This window comes from Mesobacillus campisalis, from assembly GCF_000986785.1.
Taxonomy (GTDB): Bacteria; Bacillota; Bacilli; order Bacillales; family Cytobacillaceae; genus Mesobacillus_B; species Mesobacillus_B campisalis.
In genome coordinates this window covers 204,044-220,958 of the sequence record NZ_LAYY01000001.1, presented here as the reverse complement: position 1 = coordinate 220,958, position 16,915 = coordinate 204,044, and the positions used below count along the sequence as shown (strand labels likewise).

General features: G+C 35.9%; 13 protein-coding genes and 1 pseudogene. 8 read left to right on the top strand and 6 right to left on the bottom strand.

Features of this window, described 5'->3' with window-relative positions; all coding sequences use genetic code 11:
• Positions 1 to 56: 56 nt before the first annotated feature.
• Positions 57 to 1,511, bottom strand: a complete 1,455-nt coding sequence (locus WQ57_RS00925; protein WP_046521818.1) for a DHA2 family efflux MFS transporter permease subunit — start codon at positions 1,509 to 1,511, stop codon at positions 57 to 59.
• Positions 1,512 to 1,928: 417 nt separating this feature from the next.
• Here WQ57_RS00925 and WQ57_RS00920 point away from each other — a divergent pair, with 417 nt between their 5' ends.
• Positions 1,929 to 3,104 (top strand): DUF3880 domain-containing protein, encoded by a 1,176-nt coding sequence (locus tag WQ57_RS00920; protein WP_046521817.1) that lies wholly within the window; start codon positions 1,929 to 1,931, stop codon positions 3,102 to 3,104.
• 388 nt (positions 3,105 to 3,492) lie between these two features.
• Entirely contained in the window at positions 3,493 to 4,791 is a 1,299-nt protein-coding gene (locus WQ57_RS00915) for a YheC/YheD family endospore coat-associated protein (protein WP_046521816.1), read from the top strand.
• A gap of 123 nt (positions 4,792 to 4,914) precedes the next feature.
• On the opposite strand, the pseudogene WQ57_RS00910 reads toward WQ57_RS00915, so the two are convergent.
• Positions 4,915 to 6,265 (bottom strand): annotated as a pseudogene (locus WQ57_RS00910) (sugar phosphate nucleotidyltransferase).
• A gap of 312 nt (positions 6,266 to 6,577) precedes the next feature.
• A complete protein-coding gene (locus tag WQ57_RS00905; RefSeq protein WP_052948609.1) occupies positions 6,578 to 7,645 on the bottom strand; it encodes a glycosyltransferase family 61 protein in 1,068 nt (355 codons plus the stop codon).
• A gap of 207 nt (positions 7,646 to 7,852) precedes the next feature.
• On the opposite strand from WQ57_RS00905, the gene WQ57_RS00900 reads away from it, so the two are divergent.
• The 3 genes from WQ57_RS00900 to WQ57_RS00885 all read left to right on the top strand — a co-directional run bounded on the left by WQ57_RS00900 (position 7,853) and on the right by WQ57_RS00885 (position 10,889).
• Entirely contained in the window at positions 7,853 to 8,548 is a 696-nt protein-coding gene (locus WQ57_RS00900; RefSeq protein ID WP_052948608.1) for a glycosyltransferase family 2 protein, read from the top strand.
• Entirely contained in the window at positions 8,545 to 9,267 is a 723-nt protein-coding gene (locus WQ57_RS00895; RefSeq protein ID WP_052948607.1) for a glycosyltransferase, read from the top strand. The genes WQ57_RS00900 and WQ57_RS00895 overlap by 4 nt, the downstream gene beginning before the upstream one ends.
• A gap of 659 nt (positions 9,268 to 9,926) precedes the next feature.
• The gene (locus WQ57_RS00885) at positions 9,927 to 10,889 is read left to right on the top strand and encodes a UDP-glucuronic acid decarboxylase family protein (protein WP_338151881.1); all 963 of its coding nucleotides are present in this window, start codon (positions 9,927 to 9,929) and stop codon (positions 10,887 to 10,889) included.
• Positions 10,890 to 10,978: 89 nt separating this feature from the next.
• Here the strand turns inward: WQ57_RS00885 and galE are convergent, their stop codons facing one another.
• A complete protein-coding gene (gene galE / locus WQ57_RS00880; RefSeq protein ID WP_046521813.1) occupies positions 10,979 to 11,965 on the bottom strand; it encodes a UDP-glucose 4-epimerase GalE in 987 nt (328 codons plus the stop codon).
• 259 nt (positions 11,966 to 12,224) lie between these two features.
• Here galE and WQ57_RS00875 point away from each other — a divergent pair, with 259 nt between their 5' ends.
• Positions 12,225 to 12,938 carry a galactosyltransferase-related protein gene (locus WQ57_RS00875; RefSeq protein WP_052948606.1) on the top strand — a complete coding sequence of 238 codons (714 nt, stop codon included), beginning with the start codon at positions 12,225 to 12,227 and terminating at the stop codon, positions 12,936 to 12,938.
• Positions 12,939 to 13,015: 77 nt separating this feature from the next.
• Positions 13,016 to 13,789 carry an NAD-dependent epimerase/dehydratase family protein gene (locus WQ57_RS00870; RefSeq protein WP_338151884.1) on the top strand — a complete coding sequence of 258 codons (774 nt, stop codon included), beginning with the start codon at positions 13,016 to 13,018 and terminating at the stop codon, positions 13,787 to 13,789.
• A 187-nt stretch (positions 13,790 to 13,976) separates the two neighbouring features.
• Here WQ57_RS00870 and WQ57_RS00865 read toward each other — a convergent pair whose 3' ends face one another.
• Positions 13,977 to 15,221, bottom strand: coding sequence for a glycosyltransferase (locus WQ57_RS00865; protein WP_241481453.1), 1,245 nt, complete (start codon positions 15,219 to 15,221; stop codon positions 13,977 to 13,979).
• Positions 15,222 to 15,235: 14 nt separating this feature from the next.
• Positions 15,236 to 16,357 (bottom strand): glycosyltransferase family 61 protein, encoded by a 1,122-nt coding sequence (locus tag WQ57_RS00860; protein WP_046521811.1) that lies wholly within the window; start codon positions 16,355 to 16,357, stop codon positions 15,236 to 15,238.
• 279 nt (positions 16,358 to 16,636) lie between these two features.
• Between WQ57_RS00860 and WQ57_RS26445 the strand changes: the two genes are divergently transcribed.
• Positions 16,637 to 16,798, top strand: coding sequence for an NAD-dependent epimerase/dehydratase family protein (locus tag WQ57_RS26445; RefSeq protein ID WP_156183014.1), 162 nt, complete (start codon positions 16,637 to 16,639; stop codon positions 16,796 to 16,798).
• The last annotated feature ends 117 nt before the right edge of the window (positions 16,799 to 16,915 follow it).

The following is a 16,915-nucleotide window of genomic DNA, read 5'->3' as shown; positions in this document are numbered from 1 at the left end:
TATTTCTTCATAAAAAAACATTCGTAACTGTATCTGTTACGAATGTTTTTTTTGTGCTACAGCCGTGCTGGTTCCGTTGTTTTCACTGCAGCTGGTGAAACTTCCTTCACTTCGCCCGGTTTTTTTACGAAGAAGGATAAGACAAATCCGACGACGGAAATCCCTGTAATAAAGTAGAACGCATGCTTAATGCCCGCAGCCAATATTTCCGGCTGTGCGGCACCAGGAAAGTCCATTGCATAACTGCTTTGGCCGCTTGTGAATACTGTAATGGAAATCGCTGTACCAGCGGCCCCGGCTACCTGGTTCAATGTGTTTATCGCCGCTGAGCCATCTCCATACAACTCGCGCGGCAATTGATTCATTGCATTGGTTTGCGCCGGCATCATCACCATCGTCAACCCAAAGAACAAAATCATAAACGCAACGACAACCTGCCATGCTGCTGTATGACTTGAAATCGTGGCAAGGAACGTGATATTCCCAGCCAGGACAAAAATAAAGCCAATAATGGTGAAACGGCGTGCTCCCACCTTGTCGAACAGAGCTCCAACAATCGGTGACAAAACAAAGTTGACTGCATTGCCTGGCAGCAATAATAATCCTGCCATCGCAGCACTAAAGAATAAAGCTCCTTTTAGGTACATTGGCAGCAGAATACCTGTCGATAAGATGATTAAAATACCAAGAAACATCGTCAGAGTTCCGAGTGTGAACATTGGATATTTGAAGACACGCAAATTCACCATAGGCTGGGCCATTGTATTTTGACGGACACCGAATAAAATAAGTGCGATGATACCTGCCAATAATGGTGCCCATACTTTAGGCGACGAAAAGGCTTCTTCTGCCATCGTACTCAAAGCAAAAATCAATCCGCCAAAACCGATTGTTGACAGGAGGATCGATGAAAGATCTATTTTGGGTTTTGTAATTTCCGAGACATTGTCAATTTTAGCGGCAGCAACCGCAATCAGCAGCACATAGAAAATGGCGCTGAACCAGAAGATATAAGGCCAGCTTAACGTGCTGATAATCACTCCGGATAGTGTTGGTCCCAAGGCTGGAGCCAGCGTAATAACAAGACCCATAAGTCCCATTACGACCCCGCGCTTCTGGATTGGGAAAATCAGCATCATCACACTCAGCATGACAGGCAGTAAAAGTCCCGTTCCAACAGCTTGTACGACACGGCCAAGCAATAAAACAGCAAAATTCACGTTCAATGCCGCCAATAAGGCTCCTGCGAGTGAAATCCCGAGTCCCCCAATCACCAATTGCCTTGTCGTGAACCATTTCATTAATAATGCAGAAATCGGCACTAAAATTGCTAATACCAACAAATATCCTGTTGTAAGCCACTGTGCCGTTGCAGCGGCAATGGAAAATTGTTCCATAATATTGGATAAGGCCATATTCAATGCTGTTTCACCAAATAAGCCAATAAAAGCTCCTAACATTAAAATGAACGCCATCATCTTAGGACTTTTTACTTCAATATGTTTATTCATCACAATCTCCTATTATCTAAAATTTGCCGCGATTACAATTTTCATTGGCACTGTATCCAATTCCGCAGTACACCCCCACACACTGGCGCATTTTTATACTTTATCAAAAAAAAATTCATATCGTCAACCTGATTGACAATTTATTTATTAGGGCTTGAATTTTAGAAAAATTTCCTTACCAGCATTGGAACTTAACGGGATTGTATAAATGCTTGCGGTAGTTGCATCAATTCCTTCAATAATTTTTTTTGGCGAATAGAATAGATAATTGACACATAATTTAGTTTTTTATTGGAGCGGGCCATTCCTTAATAGGCTGGTTTTCTAAGATGAATCATTTATAGGCTAAAACCGTGACAAGCCTTTGGTATTTCACATATTAATAGGAGAAAGTTTAATAAAAAGGAATGGTAACTTTTGAAGATATTATTTCTAGAGAGTCACCCAATGTGGATTTATGGTTTACCTAATGGGTTTAAAGAAGAAGGGCATACGGTGATGATTTCTGGGCCATTAAGTAAGAATAATATTTCAGAAATGCTAGATTTGTTTAAGCCAGATTTAATCATATCTCTTGGATGGACAACGGAACACTCTAAAGAAAAGTGGAAGTGGATCCGACAGGCTATCAAGAAAACAACGATACCGCTAGTTTATTGGGCAACTGAAGACCCTTTACACACAGAAAAGTTTACAATACCTCTTATTAATGCAATTAAGCCAGATTTCGTTTTTACAGTTACACCTTCATTATGTGAAAAATATGAGGAGCTAGGTTCCAAGGCGGGGCATTTAGAATTTGGATACCATCAGAGTGTACATTTCCCGGTACAACCATTGAATAACTATCGTTGTGACATAGCGGTAGTAGCGAATGCTTATCCTAAATACCTTAAAAAAAATCCAAATGCGTTCCGTTCGGATGCTTTAAAGACATTAATAAAACCACTTATCGAGAATGGAATTCGTGTGGATTTTTGGGGAAATAATTGGGAAAAGATGGGTGAGTACTTTGGAAGAGACATACCAGCTAATTGGATTCATGGTTATTTAGACTACAGGGATGCGTATAAAGTCTATAGTTCTGCCAAAATCATTATTGGATTACAGAACTCTAGCTCGCAACTTACTATGCGCACTTTCGAAATTCTTGGTTCTGGTGGGTGTTTGTTAACAACCGATACCCCTGCAGTTCGTGAAAAATTCACACCAGATCATGATTTAATTGTTTCATCAAACAGTGAGGAAACAGTTTCTAAGGTACATCATTATTTAAATAATGATATAGAAAGACACCAAATACGCGAAAATGGTAAAATAGCTATCCAAAATCAATCCTATCGGAACCGGGCTAAGCGAATACTTGAAGTATTAGAAAATAGAGGGATATTAAGAGAAATCGGAGATATTGTTCATTATTCAGAATTTCTAAAAGAAAACTATGAAATTTATACGATTTCTCCAAACGACACTCTTGCAAAAATTGCAAATAGATATAATGTCCCGTTACAACAATTGCTCGAACTTAATAATCTAAGTACAGATAAAATATATGCAGGTCAAATAATTAAAATCAAGAAAAAGCATAATTAAAAAAATTTATTAGGAGTTTTGTGCTTTGTTATTGTTCTAGGATTCGAGTGAGAACAAACACAATCAAAAATCACTTATATTGTGAATGTTTTCACTTAAATAATATATTTTTGGATAATTTCATCACTTCTGGAATCGTTATCCGAAGTGTTCCGTCTTAACGACAATTGGAAATCATCACTGCGGCACAATGTGGACCGCTAAAAAATATTCACTAAGATAATCAGCTTTCTATTTTTATAATAGAAGGCTTTTTTATTTATCATAATGGTCCTTTTACAGATAGGTGAAGGTCCATTTTTAGTCGAACCGCCAACATTAGAATGCACCGGAGAATATAATGAATATTAGATTCCCTGTATTGAATGGACTGAGAGGATGTGCAAGCTTGAAACTTCATTTTGTAAATACTGAGCCTGATGTTATGTTGCTGCCGAACAGACTAATAGTAGAGCATCAATTAAATAAGGATTGGTATTGGCTCCATATTGGTAAATGGTCGAAAAAGGTGAAAATCTTAGAGGCTGAAGATTTGGAGGAACAGTCCATAGGGTTGAGCAAGCAAAGTGATTTTCCTTTTGTACTGCCTGATTTAAGCTATGAGCTCTTGGTTGATGATAAAGGAATTCACCTTGGGCCAGTCATTGCAATGATTCTAACAAAAATGAAACTAACTCCTAAAAAATTGGAAAGCTTAAAGCCTTATTTTAAACAATATGAAAGCATCAACGGTCTGGCTTATCTAGCACGTTGGTCAGATTTTGACTGGAAAAACAAAAGGGTTAAAGGATACTGTTATTCGCCAGATTCTCAGGGTGGACCAAACTGGGTAAGTGGTACGTTTCCCTTGCCTGATGTCATCTATAAACGAAAAACCCCGCCTAAAAAATTTGAGAAAAAGGTGAACAAAAAATATAAAGGGAAAATGTTCAATTCATATATGTTTAACAAATGGGAATTTCACGATGCCCTAATGAAATCAGAGAAAACCAGTCCCCATCTTTTACCCACCTGCCAGTATACAGATCCCCACCAGTTATTGGAAATGTTAAATACCAGTCGGGAGGTATATTTAAAACCTGTGAAAGGCTCGATGGGTAACGGAATCTTTAAAATTGACAATCTCCGCAGCCATTATGAAGTGGTATTTGGAAAGGGACAAAAACAACTAGCTAAGAAGAAGGGAATTGTGCAATTTTGTGAACAAATGCTTAGCCGGAAAAAATATCTAATCCAAAAGGCCGTCACCACAAAATACGAGAAAAAGAAAGTCGATTTCAGGGTCATCATGCAAAAAGACCAGACAAAAGAATGGAAATGCACGACGATCATTGGAAGGTATGGAAAGTCAAAATACATTATCACAAATTATACAGATTCAGTTGTAAGTGGAATAGTAGCACTTGAAACAGTGTTTAAATTGACACACAATGAAGCGATTGAAAAACAAAAAGAAGTCATCTCAATCTGTAAAAAAGTTTGTCTTCAATTGGAGGCGGTTTTTGGGATTTATGGTGATTTAGGTTTGGATGTCATCATCGATGAAGACTTAAAAACATGGGTATTAGAGGCCAATAAATATCACTCACATGATCTGCTCCTGGAAGCAGAAGAGCTTGATATGGAAATGTATGAAACGGTTCTGGGTACACCATTGCTGTATGCCAAATCATTGGCGGGGTTTTGAACAACAGAAGAGGTAAATGTTTTACTGTATATAATTTTAATTTATATATTTATAGATATCTAAATTTTTGCAATTTAAAGAGTGCCAGTTCTAGGGAGAATGAAGTGGCACTCTGTTCATAGTTTATTTTGTCTCGATATCTTTCCACTCCATTGAAAGTCTGATGATGTCCTCTTCAATGAGTTCTGTCCCCATTTGTACTTCTTTGAATTCCAGGTCAGTCAATGCCTTTATTCCATGTTTTGCTCCAATCGGAATTTTAACAACATCACCTTGTTTAACTTTAATAATTTTTCCGTCTAATGCAAATTCACCAATGCCTGAGACGATTGTCCATACTTCGGAACGTTTTTGGTGCATCTGGTAACTTAGGTTTTCCCAGCCAATACTCTAATAAATTTTGTTGAAACTTTTTTATTTTTGTTCAAATATTGGAAATCTAGGACCCGGTATGTTCCCCATCTTTTTTCTTCATACATGGGTCTGTTATTCAGGTGATTTACAAATTTTTTTATTTCAGGGGTTTTTGCTTTTTCTGAAATCAATATCCCGTCAGGACTAGCAGCTACAATAGTATTAGACAAACCTAACATAATAGCAGGTATATTGAGCTCATTAATTAAATGACAATTAGTTGAATCTGTACTAATTGTGCCATTGCCAATAATATTGTCCGCCATTTCTTCAGACAGCGTGTTCCAGGTCCCTAAGTCCTTCCACTCCCCGTAGTAAGATAGGACGGCCCTTTCACTAATATGTTCAACTACCTCATAGTCGAAGCTATTCTTTGGTAACTTGCTATATTCTTTTATTAACTCCTGGTAGTCTATGGGTATCCCTTTTTTTGTAATAGCTGGAGTAGAAATTTTAATTTGAAAGCAAAGATTCCGGTATTCCACAGGGCACCCTGCTTAATTAGTTTTTCAGCTTCGACTTTTTTTGGTTTTTCAACAAAGTGGCTTACTTTGCGATAATGGTTTTGTGGAATTTCTTTTGATAGGATATAACCAGATTTCTTAGAGGGATGGGAGACACCAATAAGCTCTACGTTAACTGCAGGATTACTCTTGATAATTAAGTACAACTATTTTACAACTTCAAAAAAATTCGTTTCAACAAAAGGGTCTACCGGCAAAATACATACTACTTCATTTTTATTTACTTTCTCAACTGAAGACAGATAAACAACAGCTGAAGATATTGCCACAAATCTATCTCTTTGTTCCGGTTCTATAATGATCGGAACATGCTGTCTCAATTGATTTTGAATCGAATTTACTTGGGTGTTCGTGGATGAAATATAAACAGAGTCTGTAAGGTTTGCCGAGTTTAATTGTCCCCAAACTCTCTCTAACATCGATTCCAGTCGACCATCTTTTCTAGGTATAGGTTTTAAAAATTGTTTTGCTCTTGCATTATTGGATAATGGCCAAAGTCTTTTTCCAGATCCCCCTGATAATAAAATAATTTTCATGAAAAAAATAAGCCTCCTGTAATATCTCCATCGAGTATCAATAAGGGTTTTAAGTCCCCTAAACATCGTTTTTACAAAAGCTTCTACCCCTAATTAAATTGGAACAGATACTGCAAGGGAAAAGTCTGAAAATTTCTCGGTACCGTACATTGGCACCCCTTTAACGTTTTCATAGCATTATATTTACTGTATAAGGTTCGGTATGGTTATTATCATTATTTTTCATAAAGTAATTAGAGCACCTTAAATAAACTTGCAACTTTAAGGGCATTATTATTAGGTTTTGTTTTAAGCAAAGGAATTAGGTAACAGTTACAGCCCCATTTTTTTTAACATCGGCATAATCCTGGACATGTTGATTTTAATATTATCTAACCCATTCCACGCTGTCTGGCCAGAACTCCCTTGTCCAATAAAATACTCATGTTTTAAATTACCGAAAGAGCTTATTACCCAGTAGAGTGACGTTATATAGGTTGGAGAAAAAATTTCAAGAACTTTCGTACCTGGACGGCAAAAGGTCAAGTTTGTTAATCCTGCTCCGTGTGGTGCAATAATGACTTCAGCCGATGAAAACAGTTGGACTTGTTCAACGACGGGTAGTGTTTCCAGTTCAATTTTAATAAACCCATATTTTGAAAGCACTTGAAATAACTCATCTTCGTTTATAATTTTTCGAGAGTTTTTTCTACTTATATAAATTTTTGTTCGCCCGTGCCGCTTCATGTGTGCTTCATTAAGAAAAGTTTTCCTTAAGAAATCATATGCCCATTTCGTTGCGTACGATGGTTGTGAGGGAACAACTAACCTTTCTGCCTGGATATGGAAACCTCGGTGCGTCATATTTATTTGATCTTTTTTTATTCCTAGAAGATACAAAGTTTCCTTTTGGAAAGGTAAATCATAGGGATCAAAGTTCAGGATAAACTGATTTATTTTTATATTGCTTTGGTTCAATAAATATAAGCGGGGAATTACCTCGTACATCCAATGATAATAATTGCTTCCGGCAATATGTGTAAGGTCTGCTATTTCTTTATAATGGTTTGTTATTGGTGGTAACTGCTGTTCTTTAAAGATAGAATGTTCGGTTTGTGGATTTACAAATTCTAATGAAACATCCCAGATTAGATTATTATCAGGGGTTATTATTGCACCGTTTAATCCCCATACACGCCCATTTGGTATGACAGTGACAGAACCTCCCTCTATAAATTTTGGATACTTTGCTGGAGGGTGTTTTATACGCATGGAAAAAGGAGATGCAGGATAAATGATTTTATAAAATGTATCATTAAAAAAAGGTTCTTTAGAGATTGTAGAAAGCCAATCTCGAGTTGAAGTGTAAATTTTTTTAGGTGGACATATATCCTTACTCATAAAATCTCCTCCACACTATAGCAAATATTCTTGAAATGATCATTTATGTTCCTTTTTTGGAAAGTTACTAATATACACTTTAGTATCTGAATAAAATGTGTATATAATTTTCGTTTTAGCACAGTTATTTAAAAGGATTAATAATCAAAGTATTTTAAGGAGTATGGCATTTTTTCGGTACCTATATGATTTATAGGGGGTTGTAATGTGGTAACAGTAGTAACTAGTACGAAGAGACCTCAGATGATTGAATGGTTAATTGACAACTTTTCAAGGCAAAATGTACCAGAAAAAGAACTGATTATTGTCCTGAACAAGAATGGTATTAGCCTGGATAAATGGAAAGCTGCCAATATTCGGGTGTACCAAATGGATGAAGCAAAATCACTGGGGGAGTGTTTAAATTTTGGCTTCATGCAGGCACGATACGATGTTATAGCTAAATTTGATGACGATGATTATTATTCTCCTAATTATTTATCTAATACTCTTCTTTTGCTTAAAGAAACTGGAGCAAGTGTTATAGGAAAGGCCTCTATTTTTGTATACTTTAAAAAAGATAGGCTGTTAACACTTTTTCGGCCAAGGATGCATAACTTTTTTTTGGGACAGAAGAACGTATACCTTGCAGGAGGCACGTTAGTTATTAAAAGAGAAGTATTGGAAAAAGTGAAATTTCGGAAATTAAATAGGAGTGAGGACATACATTTCCAAAAAGACTGCCTTGAACAAAAAATAACTTTATATTCTGGTGGCTATCAAGATTATGTGTTAATTCGGTATGAAGAGAAGCATGGGCATTCCTGGAAAATTCATGATAAGAGCTTTAAAAAATATTGCAAAAAAATTGCAATAGTGGATGAATTTGAAGAGTACGTGTGGGTAAAGGGGGAAGAACATTGATTTCCATTATTGCCTGTACAAATCGAAAAGAATTTGTTCATAACATCATTTCTAACTTTCAGAAACAGTTGATACAAAAAAAAGAACTTATTTTAATAGTGAATTCCTCCAAATTTGACTTTAAGGATATAGAGTATTTATTTGGGAGGATCGACTTCAAATACAAATTTCTTCACTTCCCCAGTAAGGTAAGTTTGGGAGAGTGTTTAAATAAAGGGGTTGAAGAAGCATCTTATAATTATATAGGGAAAATGGATGATGATGATTTGTATGGCCCTCTATACTTAAAAGAAGGTTATGAAACTATATGTGAAACCAATGCTGACGTGGTTGGAAAAAGCAGCTTCTTTATATATTTTAACAGTGATCAAGAATTAAGATTATATAACCCGAAAATGGAAAATAGGTGGATACTGAATACCGGGCAAAACGTGTATAAATCTTCTTACTTTTTTAGCGGTGCCACGCTAATCATGAAAAAGGATGTATTTAAAAGAGTAACTTTTCCTAATGTGAGTGTAGGAGAGGATAGTGAGTTTCAACGCCAATGCTTTTATGGTGGATTTAAAATGTACTCTCTTTCTAAGGATAATTATGTATATATAAGATACATTCAAACTGGTCACCATCACTCAGATGCAACAGAAAACCTATTAAAGAGACGGAGTTGTTTTTCAGCGAAAATCCCCTCAATTGAAGAGTATTTTGAAAAAAATTAGAAAGGAAGACGGATGAATATATTGTTAATATCTTCCTTTCCTAACACTTTATGCCAATTTCCTGCTGCTATAGAGGAGATTACTGTTAATCGAATAACAAGTCTATAGAAAAGTGTTCAATGTCCTTACAACGAATAACTGTCAGTTGTTCATTGACAAATGGAGTAATCATATCTGGTTCAACAATTTTAACGCAACAGTCCTTCGTTACTTTTTGTAATTCTCCAGTGATCATATCCCCGGATTTTGTTTTGAGGGTAACATCATTACCTTCGAACTTCTTCAAAATTTTACATAAACAGTCCTTTTTACAGTCATCTTTACAGTGACAACATTTTTTATCATGGCGATGTCCCACAGTTTCACCCCTCACATAATTTATTCTTTATACACTTTATTCATTTCACCTGGAAATGAGAGGGCGATTCACCAAAATTATTAGCCTAAATAAAATTAAAGAGTATTCAATGGCCTTTTTACAAAAATTCCTGAACCTTTCAAGCAATGAATTAGATAAATTACGAAAGAGATAACTTGGTGATAGGAGGAGTATAAAACGAAGTTTTAAATTTAATTCCTTAAGGGTTTTAAGCCTATACAGCAGGGCTTTTTAATGCATAGTATGTTTAAAAATCACCAAAAGTCAGGGAGGTGTAATTTTGAAAAAGGTTATTATCTCCGGGGTGGCAGGATTCCTGGGGACTCATTTAGCAGAAACACTATTAGAAGATGGCCATTTGGTTATTGGAATAGATAACCTAATTTCAGGGAAATTAGAAAACATTAAGGATATTCATAACAATGGGTTTACGTTTATTCAAGATGACGTATGCTCTAATGATTTCCCTCTCAACCCTTTGTTTAAAGATGTAGACCAGATTTATCATCTCGCAAGTCCAGCTTCTCCTAAACTCTATCAAAAATACCCCTTTGAAACCATAAATGTTAATACTATTGGGACAAAAAATATGCTTGAAATTGCTAAAAGCAACAAAGCCAGTATTGTCTTTACAAGTACAAGTGAAGTATATGGAGATCCAGAGGTTCATCCCCAAACAGAGGAATATAAGGGTAACGTGAATACCTGGGGACCACGCGCCTGTTATGATGAAGCAAAAAGATTAGGTGAAGTGTTGTGCTACCTGTATTATTCTGTTTACGGTGTAAAGGTGAAGGTAGCTAGAATCTTTAATACGTATTCTGCAGGTCTGGCCAATGATGATGGGCGGGTTATATCCAATTTCATTTCTCAAGCTTTAAGCGGGGATGCCATAACAGTGTATGGTGATGGTAAACAAACAAGGTCGTTCTGCTACGTATCTGATACGATTCGGGCTCTTAAGCTTCTAATGGACAAAGATGAAGCAAACGGTGAATTAATAAACATAGGCAATCCGATGGAATACCATATTCTTGAGTTGGCACATTTAATAAAAAGGTTAACTGATTCAAAAAGCCCAATCACCTTTTTACCACTACCAAAAGATGACCCTAAAATGCGACGTCCGGATATATCAAAAGCGAAAGAACTACTTGGGTGGGAGCCTAGAATTTCAATTGAAGAAGGGCTTGAGGAGACTATTAAGAAGTACAAAGCAAAAATGCGCATTAATAACGTTTAGTTCGGATCCACTATTTTATAATTAGCAGCCATACTCATCATAGTTAATGAGTATGGCTGAAATTTTCTAAAACATTATTGTTAAAAAACTCATTTGTTAAATCCATCAGGGTGCTTTTGATGCCAATTCCATGCAGATTGGATGATTTGTTCTAACTTAAGCTTTGGAGTCCATCCTAATAATTTTTTTGCTTTATCTGAGGAAGCCACCAAAATTGGAGGGTCACCTGGCCGCCGTTCTTGATAACGGATCAAAGCTTGTTTGTTTGCAATCTCTTCACTAGCCTTAACCACCTCGAGAACGGAATACCCAGCTTCACTTCCAAGGTTAAAAATCTCCGTACAATGCTGATTCCTACCCAAGTATTCTAGGGCAAAGATATGGGCATTGGAAAGATCAGAAACATGGATATAGTCCCTGATACATGTACCATCTGGAGTTGGATAATTATCGCCATAAATTTCTATATATTTCGTTTTTCCTTGAAGATGCTTCAAAACATTTGGTATTAAGTGAGTCTCAGGATTATGATCTTCACCAATTTCCCCTGAAACATGTGCACCTCCGACATTAAAGTATCTTAGTATGACAAAATTCAAACCATAAACTTGAAATAAATCCTTTAAAATCATTTCAATCATTCGCTTTGAGTGGCCATAAGGATTAATGGGGTCAGTAGGAAGGTCTTCTGTAAGTAAAGATTCCGTTGGGATCCCGTAGGTCGCACACGTAGAAGAAAATATCAAATGCTGAATATTATACTCAATCATTTTATTAAGAAGGTTAATAGATTTCCCAACATTATTCTCATAGTATTTCAAGGGTAATTTCACAGATTCCCCAACCAAACAGTTTGCGGAAAAATGCATAACTGCATGTATAGGTAATCTTTTAAAAACTTGGTCAAGTAAATGTAAATCGCCCATATCTCCAAAAATGAAAGTAGCACGTTTATCAACAGCGTCTAAATGGCCCGTTGATAAATTGTCCAGGATAGCTACCTCATATCCTCTATCGAGAAGGTCTCTGGCGACATGGCTGCCAATGTAACCTGCACCACCTGTTATAAGGATCATGGAAAATTCCCCTTTCTTTAAGTAAAGATGATTACGCAATTCCGTTCAGTTCCTTAAAGCTTTCTTAATTACAAGCATTATTTCTAAGGGAGAGAATAATTTATTTAAGAATGTAATCACTGGGATTATATGCAGGAGGTGATTTAATGACTACACCTTTTGTATGTGTTGTCATTAATAAGTAACTTCCCTTCAGCGTAACCAAAAATAAACAATGTACAAATCTGTTAATAATATCCTAATGAAAGGATGGAATAAAATGCACAGGACATCGTTTATGAAGGAGATATCGATTCTAGTTCCGTATCAATCTGATAATGGTGAAAGGGATATTTCCTTCAACTGGATTAAAAAATATTACGAGGTAGTAATGCCAGATGCCGAATTATGTATTGGGATGTCTCAAAGCAGTCCTTTTAATCGATCTCAAGCCTTTAATAATGCTGCCAAAAAAGCTACAAGGGATATATTTGTACTAGCAGATGGTGATGTAATTTATAACCCGGATATTATCCAGGAGGCTGTTCATTTGTTAGACAATTATCCGTGGGTGATTCCTTTTCGAAGTGTAATTAATTTACATCAGGATAATACAGATAGGTTGTTGCAGACGGAACCCAGTTGGCCTTTAAATACACCTATCGATCATTATTATGTTGATAATTATTATGAGCGATTTGCTGGAAAACTTATGGTGATGAGCCGAGATACTTATATCAGCTCTGGTGGCCCTGATGAACGGTTTGTAGGATGGGGTGGTGACGATGATGCTTTTGTATTGGCATTAGAAACATTATGCGGAAATTATATAAAACTTGATAGAGATGTCATTCATTTATGGCATCCACGAACCGATTGGTCAAATGCTCCGAATAAAGAAGCGAACATGGAATTGTTTGGTAGGTATTTTCAAGCCAGTGGTGATAGAGAGGCTATGCTCAAACTTATCAAAGAACGGAAGGATTCCGTTTAACCACCTCCCGAAAAAATATGAAACCTATAATAGGACCAAAAAATTTCATTTACAATGGTTAGGGATGTGATCATTTGGTGAGAGCCTTAATAGGAAACACAGGATTGGTTGGAGGAAACCTTTTAAAACAAACCCGATTTGACAGGCTATATAATTCTAAAAATATATCTGAAGTTCGAGAGAACGAATTTGAATATATAATATGTGCTGGTGCTTCGGGTGTTAAATGGAAAGCTAATAAAGAACCAGCAAAAGATTTCCAAAATATTAAGAGTCTAACTGCGAACCTTCAGTCGATTAAAGCCAACAAGTTTATATTAATTTCCACAGTAGATGTGTATCAAAGTCCCTTGGATGTGAATGAAACATCTCCAATTTTATTGGAAGATTTAATTCCATATGGGAGGCATAGGAGATATCTCGAGGAATTTGTGCAAAATAAATTTGCTAATCATTTAATTATCCGGTTGCCGGCTTTATTTGGGCATGGGCTAAAAAAGAACTTCATATTTGATTTAATTCATAACCATTGTCTGGAATGGACACATAAAGACAGTATATACCAATTTTACAATCTAGGAAATCTTTACAAGGATATTCAAATAGCAGAGAATCATCAACTCAAGTTACTAAACATTACGACAGAACCCCTATCTGCACAATTGGTAGCAAAGGAATGCCTTGATTTTGATTTCCAGCATATAACGGTGAGAAAGCCAGCGATTTATAATGTGAAAAGTATGCATTTCCCTGCTTTTGGAGGAAAGAATGGATATTTATATTTAAAGGAAGCGGTTCTCAAAGACCTTAAGGAATTTATCCAACTCGAGAGATCGAAAAGAACTTCTTAATTGGCGGCATTCCTGTTAGAAGAATTTTCGAGGACATGAAACAGCCCGAATTGAATGTCAAGAGAAAGCAGAAGTATGCGCTGATAAATAAAAAGAAAAGCACTTGAGAAACAATCGTTTTTTCTCAAGTGCTTTTTTTATCAGCAAATTAGACGGCCTCACTTTGGTTTTCTGGAAATTTTCTCAATTATTGTTTTGTGGCATGATAAAGTTTTAAATATTCGCTAGCTTCATCTTGAACTGTATTAACTTTTCCTCTTTTTAAATTTTCCTTTATTGCATTTAAAATCTCGGGATTACTGATTAATTTTCTTGCAATTCTGGCAAGCCTCTTTGAATCACCTCTTGGAAAGGTAAACCCATTCTTCCTGTGACTAATGATTTCAGTGATACCCCCAACATCCGAAGCAATTACAGGCAATCCACAGGCTAGTGCTTCGTAAATAACGAAAGGACAATTTTCATGCCAGATTGATGGAACAATGAGTACATCTACCTCACTGAAGATTGTCCCAACATCCTTTTCATCATAAACTCCGCAAAATTCGATATTACTATTTTTATTGGCTTTTTTCCTAAGTAGAGCATTATAAGATTCGACATTTCCGGATCCATAGATTTTTAATTTTGCATCTTTTACTTTGCTGTTTAAAAATGCTTTTATTAAGACATGTACTCCTTTATGGTAATTATGGCTCCCCGCATAGCAAAACGTTAATTTATGGTCTTTAGTATAAGAGGTTTCATTCTGCTGGCATTTGTTAAGATTAATGCCGTAATTAATAATTTTTATGTCTAATTCAGGATATTCATCTTTGAACATATTTGCCAAAAAGAAGGAGGGGGCAATCACTTCTCTAGCTGAGAGTAAGTAATTTTTAGCTTGGTTGTAACGATATTTGACAAATTCATTATTGATTTCAGGGCAAAAGGTTTTGCAAGCATCCCCTTGCTTAGCCCCCGTACATGGAGTACCCTCATTTGTCATAAATATACCTTTTGGGCACATAAAAAAGAAATCGGTAAGTGTTATAAAGTAAGGTATGTTCAATTTTTTTGCTGTGGAAAGAAATTCTCCCATCCTCATTGAATGTGAGACATGAACGATATCAGGCTTTTCCTTTTCAAAAAGCATGTTTGCAAATTCTGAGATATTTGAATCTTCAAGGGCTTGATATAGAATTTCAGGACCAGGATCATTGATATGTTTATAAGCAATAATAGGAAGGTCATTATATTGGAACTCTTTGTACATAATGTTCCCGTAGGTGTGCTCAAAGTATGATTCGGGTTGAAAACTATGGGTAATTATTTTCACATCATGCCCGTTTGCCTTTACCTGACTGGAAAGATTCAGCAAAAAACTTTCTGTTCCTGTATATGTTTCTGGGAAGAATTGATGTATTAGATATAGAATTTTTATGATAACCACTCCCTCTAGGTATTCTATTTTTTAACACTTGCAATTTTCAATATTTTCTTAAGCTCATCAATGTTTACCTGAATATGATCATCACGATCTATAGGTGAAGGGGGTGATCCTCCTTTGCAAATAAGAGAATAATAATCCAGGTTTCGATGATTACTTAATAGCCAAAATACCGGGGCCACGTATTGCTCAGAATAAAGTTCAATCACTTTGCAATTATCGCTAAATACTAAATTTGAAAGTCCAGCACCATGTGGAGCCACTATAATTTTAGCTTCTCTGAAAATATCTGCCTGGTTTTCCAATGTTTTATTACTAAGTGTTATTTTTTTGAATTTATATTTTGACAAGAGTTCCAATACTTCAGTCTCATTAATCACATTTCGAAACTGTGCATCTTCACGGCTAATATAAACTCTTTCATACGACTTGTTGGGAGCATTTCCGCTTTTGTTTGAAGGAAATAGCTCTTTATGAAGAAAATCTGCCGCCCATTTTGGATATCCATTTCTATGGGGAATGGACGTAACAATTACGTTTTTTGCTTTAAGATGCAAGTTTTCATGGGTCTCAATAATTTTTTCTTTCGGTATGCCTAAAGCCAGTAAAGATTCTACATGTACTGGTGAAGTCATCCGATTAACGACATACTTATCAATTTTATAGCCACTTTGGTTTAATAAATGAATACGTGGTAATAAATCCAACATCCAGTGATAGAATCCTGGGCAGCCAATAAAAGAGACGACAGCCACTGTTTCATCCAGGTAATCAATTCCAGGTAGTTTTTTCTCCATAAAAATAGAATGTTTAGATGGTATTTCACCATTCCATTCCATCGATACATCCCATAGAAGCTTGTTATTGGTACTGATTACTGAACCATTGTTCCCCCATATCCTCCCTTCGGGAATTAAAGCCACAAATGCTTTTGAAAATTGACCATAATACTCGGTGTTAAAGCTTTGATGCGGAATATTGGTTATTCCTTTCGGAAGTTTTAAATCTAATTTGTGCTCAGGATAAATAACGCGATAATAATCATTTATCTTTGTCTTATCAGAAACAAATTCTTCCACCCAATCTAACGTATCAGTGTAATAACCTTCAGGCGGTAATTTTTCAAAAGACTGATCCATGAAAGCACCTCATTATTTAATATCGATTTCGTGCTTGAGAATGTACGCTATACTCAACATTAATCCGGAAATTCACCTTGAGAATACAGGATAGCCTAATAATTTTTTTGAAAATCTAATGATAATATATTCATTTTTTTATTATTTGGCACTTTAATGCAGAATTTTTAAATTCTAAATAAAAACGGCAATTCGTGCATTGCTTTTGATTCTTTCTGCACTCCCTCAGCGGTTCAGCATAAATTGTGACTAGTTGTAAAGTGGGGGAGGGGATTATCTATGAGGGGAAAAAGAATATTGGTTACCGGAGGGGCGGGATTCCTCGGTTCTTATGTTGTGAATCGGTTTAAAGAGCAAGGGTGCACTGATATTATAATTCCTCGCAGCAGTGAATACGATCTGCGGAATTCCAATGTCGCCTTTTTCTCTCGAATTAGTTAATCAGTTCCTCCTTTTTGGTTATTCAATACTTTAAAATGCACAAAATAATTTATCGTAACGGAATGTAATGCCTTTTAATAATATATCTTATCGACCTTATTATGGTGTGCTGAAGAA

What these genes read in the sequence shown, in the direction of transcription:
- WQ57_RS00925 (WP_046521818.1), bottom strand. Translation starts at nt 1,511, where the DNA reads ATGAATAAACATATTGAAGTAAAAAGTCCTAAGATGATGGCGTTCATT.
- WQ57_RS00905 (WP_052948609.1), bottom strand. Translation starts at nt 7,645, where the DNA reads ATGAGTAAGGATATATGTCCACCTAAAAAAATTTACACTTCAACTCGA.
- galE (WP_046521813.1), bottom strand. Translation starts at nt 11,965, where the DNA reads ATGATCCTTATAACAGGTGGTGCAGGTTACATTGGCAGCCATGTCGCC.
- WQ57_RS00875 (WP_052948606.1), top strand. Translation starts at nt 12,225, where the DNA reads ATGCACAGGACATCGTTTATGAAGGAGATATCGATTCTAGTTCCGTAT.
- WQ57_RS00860 (WP_046521811.1), bottom strand. Translation starts at nt 16,357, where the DNA reads ATGGATCAGTCTTTTGAAAAATTACCGCCTGAAGGTTATTACACTGAT.
- WQ57_RS26445 (WP_156183014.1), top strand. Translation starts at nt 16,637, where the DNA reads ATGAGGGGAAAAAGAATATTGGTTACCGGAGGGGCGGGATTCCTCGGT.